This is a genomic window from Streptomyces prunicolor, assembly GCF_045162825.1.
GTDB classification, from domain to species: Bacteria; Actinomycetota; Actinomycetes; order Streptomycetales; family Streptomycetaceae; genus Streptomyces; species Streptomyces prunicolor.
This window is the reverse complement of record NZ_CP108676.1, coordinates 10,288,245-10,301,184: the sequence shown is the minus strand read 5'-3', so window position 1 is coordinate 10,301,184 and position 12,940 is coordinate 10,288,245. Positions and strand designations below refer to the sequence as shown.

Annotated in this window: 9 protein-coding genes; 4 read left to right on the top strand and 5 right to left on the bottom strand. The window is 70.8% G+C overall.

Annotation, left to right across the window (positions count from 1 at the left end; all coding sequences use genetic code 11):
* Positions 1-67: 67 nt before the first annotated feature.
* Entirely contained in the window at positions 68-2,098 is a 2,031-nt protein-coding gene (gene efeU / locus OG588_RS46585; RefSeq protein WP_405952582.1) for an iron uptake transporter permease EfeU, read from the bottom strand.
* A gap of 215 nt (positions 2,099-2,313) precedes the next feature.
* Between efeU and OG588_RS46580 the strand changes: the two genes are divergently transcribed.
* Together OG588_RS46580 and OG588_RS46575 are read left to right on the top strand one after the other, a co-directional pair.
* A complete protein-coding gene (locus tag OG588_RS46580) occupies positions 2,314-2,919 on the top strand; it encodes a phosphatase PAP2 family protein (RefSeq protein WP_405952581.1) in 606 nt (201 codons plus the stop codon).
* Positions 2,916-3,623 carry a phosphatase PAP2 family protein gene (locus tag OG588_RS46575; protein WP_405952580.1) on the top strand — a complete coding sequence of 236 codons (708 nt, stop codon included), beginning with the start codon at positions 2,916-2,918 and terminating at the stop codon, positions 3,621-3,623. The genes OG588_RS46580 and OG588_RS46575 overlap by 4 nt, the downstream gene beginning before the upstream one ends.
* A gap of 22 nt (positions 3,624-3,645) precedes the next feature.
* Here the strand turns inward: OG588_RS46575 and OG588_RS46570 are convergent, their stop codons facing one another.
* From OG588_RS46570 to OG588_RS46555, 4 genes are all read right to left on the bottom strand, one after another.
* Positions 3,646-4,329: an ATP-binding protein gene (locus OG588_RS46570; RefSeq protein WP_405952579.1), complete on the bottom strand. Its 684-nt coding sequence runs from the start codon at positions 4,327-4,329 to the stop codon at positions 3,646-3,648.
* A 141-nt stretch (positions 4,330-4,470) separates the two neighbouring features.
* On the bottom strand, positions 4,471-5,448 hold the full coding sequence (locus OG588_RS46565) for an anti-sigma factor RsbA family regulatory protein (RefSeq protein WP_405952578.1): 978 nt from the start codon (positions 5,446-5,448) through the stop codon (positions 4,471-4,473).
* Positions 5,449-5,514: 66 nt separating this feature from the next.
* Positions 5,515-7,839, bottom strand: a complete 2,325-nt coding sequence (locus OG588_RS46560) for an ATP-binding protein (RefSeq protein WP_405952577.1) — start codon at positions 7,837-7,839, stop codon at positions 5,515-5,517.
* A gap of 241 nt (positions 7,840-8,080) precedes the next feature.
* Positions 8,081-10,204 carry an alpha-galactosidase gene (locus OG588_RS46555; protein WP_405952576.1) on the bottom strand — a complete coding sequence of 708 codons (2,124 nt, stop codon included), beginning with the start codon at positions 10,202-10,204 and terminating at the stop codon, positions 8,081-8,083.
* A 169-nt stretch (positions 10,205-10,373) separates the two neighbouring features.
* Between OG588_RS46555 and OG588_RS46550 the strand changes: the two genes are divergently transcribed.
* Together OG588_RS46550 and OG588_RS46545 are read left to right on the top strand one after the other, a co-directional pair.
* Positions 10,374-11,444 (top strand): LacI family DNA-binding transcriptional regulator, encoded by a 1,071-nt coding sequence (locus OG588_RS46550; protein WP_405952575.1) that lies wholly within the window; start codon positions 10,374-10,376, stop codon positions 11,442-11,444.
* A gap of 142 nt (positions 11,445-11,586) precedes the next feature.
* Entirely contained in the window at positions 11,587-12,900 is a 1,314-nt protein-coding gene (locus OG588_RS46545) for an ABC transporter substrate-binding protein (RefSeq protein ID WP_405952574.1), read from the top strand.
* The last annotated feature ends 40 nt before the right edge of the window (positions 12,901-12,940 follow it).

The window sequence follows — 12,940 nt, the reverse complement described above, 5'->3', positions numbered from 1 at the left end:
TTCTGGGTGCTGCGGCTGTTCTGAGTACTGCCGGTGTTCTCGGCACCGCTCGCGTTCCCGGTGCTCATCAGGCGGACTTCCTGATCTCCAGCAGGTCCGGCACCGGTGCCAGGTCCTCCAGCAACTGACCGGTGGCGCCGTCGAGTCGGGCCTTCGCCGTCTCGTCCAGCTGCTCGACGGGGGTCCAACTGGCGCCCTGGTGCGCCGAGTCGAGCAGCTTCTGCAGCCGGGCGATGTCGGCGTCGACGCCGGGAAGCAACTTCGGGGACTCCTTGGTCAGCAGCGGTTTGAGTACGGTGAGCAGCTCACGCGTCCCGGCGAGGTTGCTGTCGACGGTGGCGAGGTTGGTGCCGCTGCCCTCGTCGGTGTCGCCGGTCAGCTCGAACTGCAGGGCGTTCTCCAGGATTTCGTGGGCCCGCAGCGGCAGGTCACCGGGGTCGAAGTCCTGGGTCGGGAACGCCTTCCGCAACCCCACGACCGCGGCGGCGAGTTGCTGTGCCGGGACCTTCAACTCGCTCGCCGACTGCCCGTGCCAGAGCCCGTACTCGATGCGGTGGAAGCCCGCGAAGTCCTTGTTGTCGACTCCCCCGGCCAGTCCGTCGGCCCGGCCGTTGATCTTCTGGTCGAAGTCCTCGAAGGTTCCGTAGGCGGCGCCGAGGGAGGAGTAAGTGCGGTGCGCGGTCAGCCAGTCGACGCGTGCCTCGGCGAGGTGGTTGCCCGCGATGTCGGTGCTGAGCTGCCGGGTCTGGGTTTCGAGGGTGGCCAGGCCCTGGTCGACGTACACCTTGTAGGCCTTCAGGGGCGCGGCGAGGTCGTTCTCGGAGACGGGGACGACCGCCTTCACCGAGCCTCCCCCGCCGTTGACATGGACCGTGGCGGAGGTGACGGCCTTCGCGCCGGTGGGTACGCAGCGCCAGGCGTACGAGCCGCCCGCGACGGTGGCGACCAGGTCCCGGGTGGTGCCGGGAGCGAGGCCCTCGACCTCGCCGTAGACCGCGTTGCTCGCCGGGTCGATCAGGTACACCTCGGCGGTCTTGTCGCCGGTGTTGTGCATCTGGAAGGTCTGCCGTCCGGTGTCGGGCGCGGTGAAGCCCTTGCCGCACTCCGTCTCGGAGACGGCCACGGTCTCCGAACTCGCGGGCTTGGGGCCGGAGAAGGCGACGACGAGACCGGCGACGACCGCGGGTACGGCGACCACCGCGACCGGGACGACCCAGACGGGGCGGCGACGCGGTGACGGGGGCGACTCGCTCAACTGGCCTGTCGTGGGCGCGGGTTCGGGCGTCCTCGTCTTCACCCCACGCACGAACAGGGGCATCACCACCGCCAAATAGCCGACGTAGCCCACCACTTGAAGCCAGGTCATCGTGGGCATCAGGTTGAACACGCCCTGGATGAGGGTGCTGTACCAGGACCCGGCGTCGACGCTGCCGCCGAGGTCGAAGGCATAGGTGGTCAGGCCGGGGAGGACACCGCCCTCCTGGAGGTCGCGCAGACCGTAGCCGAGGACACCGGCCGCGATGACGATGAGGACGACACCGGTGGCGGTGAAGAACTTCGTCAGGTTGATCCTGAGGACCCGGCGGTACAGGCCCCAGCACAGGGCCGCCGCGAGGACCAGTCCGATACCGGCGCCGGTCAGAGGGCCGGCCGACTCGCCGGCCGCGCGGGCGGTGGTCCACAGGAACAGGGCCGTCTCCAGGCCCTCGCGGCCCACCGCGAGGAACGAGGTGAGCATCAGCACGCCCGCGCCCATGCCGAGCGCGCCGGTCACCTTCTCCCTGATCTCGCCGGAGAAGGTACGGGCCGAGCGGCGCATCCAGAACACCATCGCGGTGACGAACGCGACGGCGACCACGCTGAGGACGCCGCCGAACGCTTCCTGGGCCGTGGCGGAGAGGTTCGCCGCGGTGAAGGTGAGTACCGCGCCGAAGCTCATCGCCAGGGCGATCGCCGCCAGGACGCCCGTCCACACCTGGGGCAGCCGGGACCTGGCGTCGGCGCGGACGAGGGTGGCGACCAGGATCGAGACGATGAGCCCGGCCTCCAGTCCCTCCCTCAGCCCGATCAGAAAGCTCGGAAACGCGTCGTCCCACATTGGGTGCGACCCCTCCTGGGTTAGTGAAGGCATGCCTTACTTCGCGGACCATCATGACTACATACGTGTAGTCAGTCAGTCATGAAGCGGCAATGACCGGGCAAAAGGGCGGAACTTCCCGTGCGCCACGATCGTCTACAGTTGAGTAGACCGTCTACAGATTTGTAGTCAGCGATGGAGGTCGGTGTGGTGATGTTCGCCCGGGAGGTGCACGGATGATCCTCGTCGCGTTCCAGGGGGCGTCCATCGATGGCGAGGCCTACACGGATGTCGTCGACTCCGCGCAGCACGCGCCCACGTGGCTGGACAGTGCGGTCTCCGTGTGGTCGACGTACGGGCTTGTGGTGTTCGCCGTGCTGATGGTCGTGGGCTGGTGGCGGGCCCGCCGGGTCGGTGCCGAGGCGGCGGTGACGGCCCTGGCCGTGCCGGTGGTCGTGGTCGCCGCGTACGGCATCGACTCGCTGCTCAAGGCGGTGGTGCGGGAGAACCGGCCGTGTCGGACCCTGCGGGTGGTCACGCTGGAGGCGTGTCCGGCGCAGGGCGACTGGTCCTTCCCGAGCAACCACGCGACCGTCGCCGCGGCGGCAGCGGTCGCCCTGTTCTTCGTCTCGCGCCGACTCGGTGCGGTCGCCGCCGTGGCCGCGCTCGCTATGGCGGCCTCCCGGGTCTGGGTCGGAGTCCACTATCCGCACGACGTCGTGGCGGGCGTGGCCGTCGGCTCGCTCCTGGCGCTCGGCGCGATGACCCTGCTGAAGCGGCGGCCGGACTCCCTGACCCGGCGGATCACGGCCACCCGGCTGCGACCCCTGCTGGTGTCATGAACCGCGAGGACGTCGCCGAACTGGCGGGCAGCGTGAGCCTCGGCGCCTGGACCGCGTTCGGCGTGCTGAGCGTGGTCGTGATCGGGCACGAGGGCGCTCCGCTGTTCACGGACGAGGACGCGCTGTCCTGGTCGGTCGCGCACCGCCCGGACATGGCGCTGGCGGTGGCCCGTGGCCTGACCGCGACCGGCACGGGCGTCATCCCGTACGCCCTCGTCGTCCTCGCCGGACTCCTCACCGGCCGCACCGCACGCGGACGCCTGCTCGCCGCGACCCTGGCCACAGCCTGCCTCGCCGCCGGCCAGGGCCTGCGCTACGGCGTGCTGGAACTGGTCTCGCGACCCCGCCCGGCGATGGGCAACTGGGCCGGAAACGCCTCGGGTTGGTCCTTCCCCTCCGGCCACACCACCACGGCGGCGCTCACCGCCGGGCTGGTGATCCTCGCGATATCCGTGCGCGCCCCGCACGGGAGAACCCCGCTGTGCCTGGCCGTCGGCTGCTGGGGCGCGCTGGTCGGACTGACCCGGGTGTATCTGGGCGTGCACTGGTTCACGGATGTCGTCGGTGGCTGGCTGTTCGCCGTCGGCTGGCTCGGGGTGTGCGTGTGCGCGGCGGCTTGGTGGTTGCCGACGCGGCTGATGGCCGACGGGGTGGATCCGGCTGCGCCCGGCACGGGACCACCGCGTGAGCGGACCCGCCCATAGACGTGCTCACCGGTGGACGTGCTCAAGCGGAGACGGCGGCCGACACCGAACCGTGGGACGCCCGCGACACCGTTCCCGGCACCGGACGCCGTGAGCGGTACTGGCCGAGCAGCCCGAGATCCTCGGCGTGGTCGCCGTCAGGGCTGTAGTGGTGATCCGCCCGCTCGTGATCCAACTCGGCGCAGCCGTGCGGCTCTTGAGCCCGTGGCCGGGCCGGTGCCGGGAGGTGTACGTCCGTCTCCGCCGCGCCGTCGCCCGTGCTGTCCGCTGCCTCGGTCTCCAGCTCGAACCAGACCTCCTTGCCCTCCTCGACGAGGCGGCTGCCCCAGCGGTGGGCGAGTGCGTCGACCAGGAACAGCCCGCGGCCGTTCTCGCTGTCGGGGTCGACGTCGAGGTGGTCGTCGCGTTCGGCGTGCCGGTGCGGCGGTCGGGGAAGGTGGCGCCGCTCGTCCGCCACCTCGCAGCGCAGTGTGCCGACGCCCAGGGTCAGAGTGAGCCGGTAGCGGCCGCCCGCGTGCACGACGGCGTTGGTGGCGAGTTCGCTGACCAGCAGTTCGGCGATGTCCACCAGGTCCTGGAGGCCGTATTCGGCGAGCCGTTTGCGGACGAGTTCCCTGGCCTGGCGGACCGAGGACTTTCCCGGGCCCAGGATCGTGGTGCAGCCATCGCCCACGGTCGGGAGGCCGCGTCGACGGTCGTTCGGCATGGTCGTTTCCCTTCGGCCCCTGGGGCGTTCGGTCCGTACGGCGAGGCCGGGTCCGCCAACAGACCCGGCCTCGTATCCACCATGCGTCCGCCGTGCCCTTCGAGGCACGGGGGGAACTACCCGGATCCGCGGGCCGGTTCGTCAACCTGCCGTGACGAGGGCCGTCTCCATCCGGATGGTCCAGCCTTCCCACGTCTCGTCGCCGGACCGCATGTCCACGAACTCGCAGACCTGGCGGGTGTGCCAGAGCCCGTCCTCCGGCCGCGCTTCGGCACCCGGCGGCCGGAAGCCGAGGAACGGGTCGGTGATACGGCCGCGCGGGGTGCGCAGCTCGCAGATGATGCGCTGCCGGGTCGACCACAGCCGCAGGTGCGCGCGGTCGCAGCCCTGGGCCGCGGCGTAGCGCGTGGCGCCGGACACGGCCTGCCCGAAACGGGCCGCCGCCTCGGGGGCCATGCCGCGGGCCCGTGCCTGGTCCGCCGCGAACCGGTGACCGGCGGTCAGGTCCCCGTCGAGACCGACGCCGACCGCGTCCTGCGGCGGCGCGGGCAGCGGGCCGAGGCCCTGGGTCGCGTAGACGGCGGGCTCCGTGAAGAGCGAACTGGGCCGAACGCCTTGCCGGTTGAGCTCCGTCGGGTGGGTGTGCCGGGCCGCGTCGACGACGTCGGGCGGGGCGGTCCGGGTGTCGTACAGGCACATCAGGTCGGGCGGGGCGCCGGTGAAGAGTTCGGTGGCCAGTGCCTCGTAGCGTTTCCACTCGGGGATCTGGCGTGCTGTGCGGCCGTCCCAGACCGGCTCGCCCGTCATGTGGAGCAGGCCCTCGGGGCTCGCGTGCGTGACGTAGTAGTCGAGGGCGGTGGCCATGCTGTTCGCGGGGCTGCCGCGGTACCAGCGGGCGGAGTCGCGGAAGTCGACCTGGCGGGCGTCGGGGCCGAGCGCGTCCCGCAGCAGGTCCAGTTTGCGCGGGGTGGTGATGACCACCGGGTCCGGTTCGTCCTCGGCGACGATGCCGTCCCTGAGGAACGGCACCACCACCGCCAGGAACTCCTCGTCGGACGAGTGGATACCGGCGTGGTGCTTCACGAGGGGGACAGGCGGGGCGGGTTCTCCGTGTTCCATCGGTCTGCCTTCCTTGTCGGTCGGTTCACGGCCGTACGTCTTCGTTCCGTTCGCGGCCGTACGGCGTCACGGGCGGGTGGCCCGACGTCCCTCGGCCCAGACGGCCACCTGGCTGCGCGAGGTGAAGCCCAACTTGCTGAGGATGCGCTCCACATGGCCCTCCGCCGTGCGCAGCGCGACGACCAGCCGGTCGGCGATCTGCTGGTTGGTCAGCCCCTCCGCGATCAGCTCGGCGACCTCCGCCTCCCGGCGGGTGAGCGGGCTGTCGAGCACCGGCCGGGCCGCGGACTCCCGCTCGCCCAGCGCGTAGGCCACCGCGTGGTCCGAGGTGAGTTCGAGGCCCTCGCGGTAGGCGCTCTTGAATCCGTCGCCCAGCAGCGCGCGGGCGCCTTCCTCGGCCTCGGTGCGCACCGGACCGTGGGACGGGGTGCGGTCCAGTGCGACGTGGGCGTCCTGCCAGATCCGTTTGGCGGCGCCCAGCAGGACGGCGGCGGAGCGGCCCTCGCCGTCACGCACGTGGACCGCGGCGAGCAGTTCCAGCGTCATGCCGGTGCCGAACACATCGCCGACCGCCCGCTTGAGCCGTAGGCACTCCCGGGCGTGGATCCTGGCCGCCGCCCGGTCGCCCTTGGCCCACTCGGCGAAGGCGAGGATGCGCAGGAGGTAGGAGTGGATCCACTGTTCGCCGTAGGTCAGGCAGACCTGGCGGAACTCCTCGCACAGGGCCATCGCGCGGTCGTACTCGCCCTGGATGGCGAGGACATGGGCCAGTTCCACGTACTTGAAGCCGACCAGGCTCATCGACTCGCCCTCGCGCGGCGGGAGGGCGAGCGCCTCCTCGTAGACGGCCCGCGCCCGGTCGTAGTCGCCGCTGATCAGGTAGGCGCCGCCGCGGCCGAAGAAGGTGTGTGCGACCTCGGCCTCGTCGCCCAGCCGCAGGGCCAGTTCGCGGGCCTCCTCGACGAGGGGTGCGGCCCGGACCGCGTTGCCCTGGCTCAGCAGCATCAGGGCCAGGACCCACAGGCACCGGGCCCGTGCGACGGACGGCTCGGGGGCGGCGGCGAGCAGCCGCTCCAGCCAGTACCTGCCCTCGACCAGGGCGCCGGTCGCGAACCAGAAGAACCAGAGGTGCCCGGCCAGCTTGAGCCCGGCCCGCAGTTCCCCCGGTGTGTTCAGGCAGAACTCGAACGCCGAGCGGATGAGGTCCGACTCCGCGTGCAGCCGGCGGACCAAATCCGGCTGGTCGGGGCCGAACCAGCGCCGCTCGCACTCCTCGACGAAGTCCAGGCACCAGTCCCGCACCCGGCGCCGGGCCGCCTCCTCCGCGTGGGCGCCGTCCTCACGGAGCCGGTCGAGGCCGTACTGCCGGATCGACTCCAGCATCCGGTACCGGGCGTGGACGGCGTCGCCGTCCCGGACCAGCAGCGACTTGTCGACCAGACCGGCCACGGCATCCACCATCTCGTCGCGGTCGAGGCCGGGCCCGGCGCAGACCTCCTCGGCCGCGCCCAGGTCGAAGCTCCCGGCGAAGACGGAGGCCCGCGCCCACACCGTCTGTTCCTCGGGCGTGCACAGGTCGTGGCTCCAGTCGACGGCCGCGCGCAGGGTGCGGTGCCGGGGCAGCGCGTCCTCACGGCCCCCGGTGTCCCCGCTGTCGGCCAGCAACCGGTAGCGGCGGTCGAGGCGTTCGAGCAGCTGCTGCACGCCGAGGGCGCGCATCCGTACCGCCGCCAGTTCGATGGCGAGCGGCAGCCCGTCCAGCCGACGGCACAGGGCGGCGACCGCGTCCTGGTTGGCCGCGGTGAGGGCGAACCCCGGCAGTACGGTGGCGGCGCGATCGGCGAACAGGGCCAGCGCCGGGTACTCCAGCGCGGGCCTGGGCGGCAACGGCTCGCCCGATGTCGGAGTCGCCAACGGCTGTACTTCCAGGACGTGTTGGGCGGCCACGTCCAGCGGATGTCTGCTGGTGGCCAGCACCCGCACCGCCGCGGTCTCCGCGAGCAGCGTCTCGACGAGCCGCGCGCACGCGTCCGCCAGGTGTTCGCAGTTGTCGAGGACGAGCAGCAACTCCCGTTCCTGGAGCTGGTCGATGAGAACCCGCACCGGCGAACGGCCCGACACATCACGGATGTTGAGCGCCTCGATCAGCGCGAGGGGCACCAGCGACGCGTCCCGCACACCGGCCAGCTGGACGATGTGCACCCCGTCGGCGAAGGCCCGCGCCAGCCGGGGCACGGCGTGCAGCGCCAGCCTGGTCTTGCCGACACCGCCCGTCCCGGTCAGACTCACCAGCCGGTGGGCGGCCACCAGACGCTTGACCTCGGCGGTCTCCTGACGCCGGCCGACGAAGCTCGACGTCCTGACGGGTTGGCCGGTGTACTGCCTTGTCACGGATACCTGCACAATCGGTCCCGCCTCCGAAAGTGGACTTCAAGAACTCTAGGGGCGGGAAGCGGACGAAGCATCCACAGCCCGGCATTGCCACTTGAAGGCGCTTTCCTGACGGAACCTGCGCGAAATCCGTCGCATGACGATCACCGGTGGATCAGCCGTGCAACGACAGCGGTGGAGTCCTCCGGCCCGGCGGACGGGAGGACTCCACGGGGCGGAAGGACTCCAGCGACCGTACGGCTCAGCCGGCGCTCAATCGCACGAGAACAGCGGTGTCGGTGCGAGGCAGCGACACCGTCAACCGCCCCTCGGCCGCGTCCCATTCCACACCCGCGTCCGAGGTCCCCGGATACAGCACGGTCGCGCGCACCGAGGCACCGCGCAGATGCGGGACCGTGAGAGCGCGGCCGGTGTCGTCCGACTTCCGTCTCCACACCATCACGTACGTCGACTCCGCCCCCCGCAGCCCGTGCGCGATCCACCCGTCCTCCCAACCGGGAAGGCCCAGCGGCCAGAACGGATGCGCCGTGCCGATCTCGCCCCGGACCTCCTTGTAGACGGAGACCGCCGAGCGGACGAGGTCGAACTGCTCGTCGTCCATGAGGTTGATGAAGCCGGAGAGATGGATACGACTGAGCAGCGGGCCGGTGAGGGTGAAGGCGATCTCGTCGAAGGTCTGGTCCGGCTGGGGGTACGCCCACACCGCGGCCTGCTCCGGCGTCGCGGCGGTGGCGGAGGCCGCGGTGATGGGCGGGTAGCGCAGCGGGTCCTGCTGGTCGCTGGTGGACTGGAGCTGGGCGACGGCCAGTTGGGCGTAGTCCATGCGCAGGCCGCCCGATCCGCAGTTCTCCAGGACGAGGTGAGGATGCCGGTCGAGAAGTCCGGCCATCCAGTCGAGGTGGGCGCGGTGGTGCCCGAGCAGTCCGGCGCCCGCGCTCTCGGTCCCGTTCTCCGTGCCCGGGCCGATGTTGATGTTGTAGTCCAGCTTCAGATAGCCGACGCCCCACTCCCCCACCAGCCGGTCCACGACCTCGTCGAGGTGGGCGCGGGCGGCCGGGTGGCGCAGGTCCAGGTGGTGCCGGCCGTGTTCCGTGACGCGCACACCGCCGCGCCGGAAGAACGCCTCGGGCGGCAGGGTCTGGGCCAACGGGCTGCGTACGCCCACGACTTCGGGTTCCAGCCAGAGGCCCGAGGTCATGCCGCGCTTCGTGATGGCGTCGAGGACTTCCTGTATGCCGCCCGGGAAACGGTTGGGCGCGGGCTCCCACGCGCCGACGGAGTCCCACCAGCCCTGGGCGTCGTCGTCGTACCAGCCCGCGTCGATGACGAAGACCTCGGCACCCGCTTCCGCCGCCGACTCGATGAGCGGCAGGAGCCGTTCGGTGGTGGGGTCCCCGTTCAGGGTGTTCATGTAGTCGTTGTAGATCACCGGAAGGGTGTGATGGTCGGGGTGGTCGCGGCGGATGCCCCGGCGGTAGTCCGTGAGGGTGCCGAAGGCGGCGTCCAGGCCGCCGGTCTCCGCGCGGACGAGGACGGCGGGAACGGTGCGGAAGTCCTCGCCGGGGGCGAGGAGTTGATGCCACTGGTGATGGGCGTCGTCGGGGCCGAACAGGGCGACGTAGGCCGCGCCCTCGCGCTCGCCGGTCTCGAAGCGCCAGCCCGCGCTCGACTCGATCTGCCACAGCCAGGCGTTGCCCTCCCCGTCGGTGAGGGCGGCGACCGGGAGATGCCGGCCGGTGGACCAACTCCCCTGCGAGTAGCGCTCGAAGCAGCCGCGCCCCTCGCGCCCGTGGGCGAACCGGCTCAACGGCACGACCTCGTCCCGGAGTTCGGTCCGGTGCCAACGGCATTCGGCGAGCCAGTCGTTGTCCGCCCAGTGCAACGTCAGTCCGTCGAGGCCGTCCTCGGCAACAGAGGATTCGGCAACAGAGGAAGTGATCCCGCCGAGGGTCAGGGTCGTCACGCTCTCCAACCGGAGGGGATCGACGCCCTCGTTGACCAGCCGCACCCGTGAGCGCAGGAAGGTCGCACCGGGGCTCGCCTCCAGAGTGACCTCGGCGGCCAGTCCGGTCACCGGGTCCGCGAGCCGGATCGTCGTACGCTCCAGGCCGCCGTCCCGCAGGGTCTGCGTGTCATGGCTGCGGTAGGCCAGGCGCTCGCCGATGGCCGTCTCGATGAAGCGCTCCCCCGACCACAGGCGCCCGTGACCGGTCGCGGTGACCTCGACGAGGGGGACCAGGCGGTCCCAGTCCTGGCCGGGACTCCCCAGTCTCACCGACCCGTTGGCGTCCAGGACGGCGTGCAACCCGAGCTCCGGGTGCGACCAGATACGGGACCTCTCGGCTGTTTCGACGACACCGGTCAACACAATTTCCCCTTCTGGGACAGTTCGGTCCTGCGGCTCTCGTACAGGCGCTGAACTGGGGCTTCTTACTCGCCGGGCGGGATCTCCCCGCTCCGGTCGGCGTGTTCGGAAGGTAAATCCCCAGTTACGGTCTCTTGACGCCCACGTTGTGACCGCTCACAATCCTCGCATGGATGTGACCGGTCACACAAGCTTCGGCGGCCACGGCGACCCCCCTCAGGGGCCGCAGAAAGCCGCCAGTATCCGCGACGTCGCGGCTGCGGCAGGCGTCTCCTACCAGACCGTCTCGCGGGTCATCAACGGCCACCCGAACGTCAAGGAGGAGACCCGAAAGCGCGTCGACGCCGCCATCCAGACCCTCGGCTTCCGGCGCAACGCCACCGCGTTCGCCCTGGCCAGCGGAGTGACCCGATCGGTCACGGTCATCACGTCGAACACCGTCCTCTACGGCTATGCGGCCACCCTGCAAGGCCTGGAGGAGGCGTCCCGCGCCGCCGGATACGCGCTCGGCGTACGGGTCGTCACCCCGGAGGACGACCTGGACCGCACGATCGCCGCGGCCGCCGACACCGGTGGCGGCCTGGTGGTCATCGGCTACGACCGCATCGGTGCCGCCGCCCTGGACCGCGTACCCGCCCATGTACCGTGCGCGGCGCTGGTGGAAGCACCACCGCCGGGCCGGACACCCGGCCGTCCCGCGGTGTGGGCCGACGACCGTGAGGCGGCCCGGGCCGCCACCGAGCACCTGCTGTCACTCGGGCACGAGACCGTCCACTACGTCGCCATCCCCGCCTCGACCGGAACCCGGCGGCTGGCGGGCCCCCGCGCCGAGGGCTGGCGCCAGGCCCTGGAAGCGGCCGGAGTCACCCCTCCCCCGACGTCGGGCAAGGGCTGGGACGCCCAGGCCGGCTACGAGGCGGGGAAGAAGCTCGCCCGGAACAAGGACGTCACCGCGATCCTGTGCGGCAACGACGACCTGGCGCTGGGTGTGCTGCGGGCCCTGCATCACGCGGGCCGGCGGGTACCGGAGGACGTCAGCGTCATCGGCTTCGACGACGCCCCGCACTCCGGTTTCGTCACCCCGTCCCTCACCACCGTCCGCATGGACTTCCACGGTCTTGGCCGCGCCGCGTTCGGGCTGCTGCGCGCCCAACTCGACACCGATCAGCAGGAATCGGCGCCGGTACCGGCCGAACCCACCCTCATTCTCCGGGAGAGCTCGGGGCCACGGGACGCGTGAGCCGGACCGGACGTCCGCCATCGCCCCATCCGTTACGTCCGCCGCGCTCGCCGTATCCGTCAGCCGCCCTCCCCTCAGCCGTCGCACATCTCCGCAGCGCCGCCCTGCCTTCTTCCCTTCCGCGTACGAACAAGGATCCGCCATGAGAAGAGCCGTCTCCGTCCTTGCCACCGCCTGTGTCCTCGGGCTGACCGCCACCGCGTGCAGTGACAGCACGGGTGCCACCACGGCCGCCGCGCCCGAGGGTTCGGTCAACCCGACCGCTTCCCTCAAGGGCGTCAAGCTCACCATGTGGGTCGCCCAGAACAGCGTCTCGGAGCCCAAGCAGGCCATCGAGGCGTTCGAGAAGGCCACCGGCGCCAAGATCAGCACCGAGGTCATACCGGACCCGTACGAGTCGAACGTCCCGACCAAGCTCGCCTCGGGCGTCAAGCCGGACCTGATGTTCTGGCAGCCCACGGGCAGCACCCTGCCGTTCGTCCAGCCGGCGAAGAACCTGCTGACCCTCGACAACGAGGACTGGGTCTCCAAGCTCGGCACCACGGAGAAGACCCTCGGCCAGGTCGACGGTCACCGCTACGCGGCCATCGTCACCAGCCCCGCGGTCCTCGGCGTCTACTACAACAAGGACGTCTTCGCGAAGGCCGGCATCACCACCATGCCGACCAGCTACGACGAGCTGCTCGCCGACGCCGCGAAGATCAAGTCGAAGGTCTCGGGCGTCGCCCCGTTCTTCGAGGTCGGCGGCGACAAGTGGCCGTTGCAGTGGCAGGTGCAGGCCCAGATGACGGATCTGCCGCAGTCCTTCTGGGACAACCTCAACAAGAACAAGGACAGTTGGACCAACAAGACCATCGTCGACGCGATCACCAAGTACAAGACGAAGGTCCTCGACGGCGGCCTGGCGCAGAAGAACTACAAGACGGCCACGTTCGTCGACCAGGGCAAGGCGATCATGGACGGCAGCGCCGCCATGGCCGTCAACGTCACCGCGCTCCAGTCCGAGATCCAGGCCACCTCCAGCACGGCGGAGATGGACAAGAAGCTCGGCTGGTTCCCCATCGCCAACAGCTCCGCGAAGGCCGAGTACTCGCCGGACCAGACGAACGGCGTCGTCGCCTTCAACACCGGTGACACCAAGCGGCAGAACGCGGCCCGGCAGTTCATGTCCTTCTGGCTCGGCCCGGACTACCCGGCCTACATCAAGGCCAACAAGCTGGTGTCGGTGGAGCCTTCGGTGGCCAACCCCGACGGCCTGCCGCAGACCGCGATCGCCCAGGCCAAGGCCCTGTCCAGCGCCCAGGGCGTCTTCCAGGTCAAGGCGCTCACCGCCCCGGACATGCACCTCGCGCTCGCCGACATGATCTACGGCAAGAAGACCCCGCTCCAGGTCGCCCAGGCTGCCGAGGACCAGTTCAAGCAGGTCCTCAAGGCGCGCGGCGTCACCGGTTTCTGACCCACTGACCGGCGCCTCTTCGCCAGCCCGACCCCCCGGG

What these genes read in the sequence shown, in the direction of transcription:
- OG588_RS46545 (WP_405952574.1), top strand. Translation starts at nt 11,587, where the DNA reads ATGAGAAGAGCCGTCTCCGTCCTTGCCACCGCCTGTGTCCTCGGGCTG.
- OG588_RS46550 (WP_405952575.1), top strand. Translation starts at nt 10,374, where the DNA reads ATGGATGTGACCGGTCACACAAGCTTCGGCGGCCACGGCGACCCCCCT.
- OG588_RS46580 (WP_405952581.1), top strand. Translation starts at nt 2,314, where the DNA reads ATGATCCTCGTCGCGTTCCAGGGGGCGTCCATCGATGGCGAGGCCTAC.
- OG588_RS46575 (WP_405952580.1), top strand. Translation starts at nt 2,916, where the DNA reads ATGAACCGCGAGGACGTCGCCGAACTGGCGGGCAGCGTGAGCCTCGGC.
- OG588_RS46565 (WP_405952578.1), bottom strand. Translation starts at nt 5,448, where the DNA reads ATGGAACACGGAGAACCCGCCCCGCCTGTCCCCCTCGTGAAGCACCAC.
- OG588_RS46570 (WP_405952579.1), bottom strand. Translation starts at nt 4,329, where the DNA reads ATGCCGAACGACCGTCGACGCGGCCTCCCGACCGTGGGCGATGGCTGC.
- efeU (WP_405952582.1), bottom strand. Translation starts at nt 2,098, where the DNA reads ATGTGGGACGACGCGTTTCCGAGCTTTCTGATCGGGCTGAGGGAGGGA.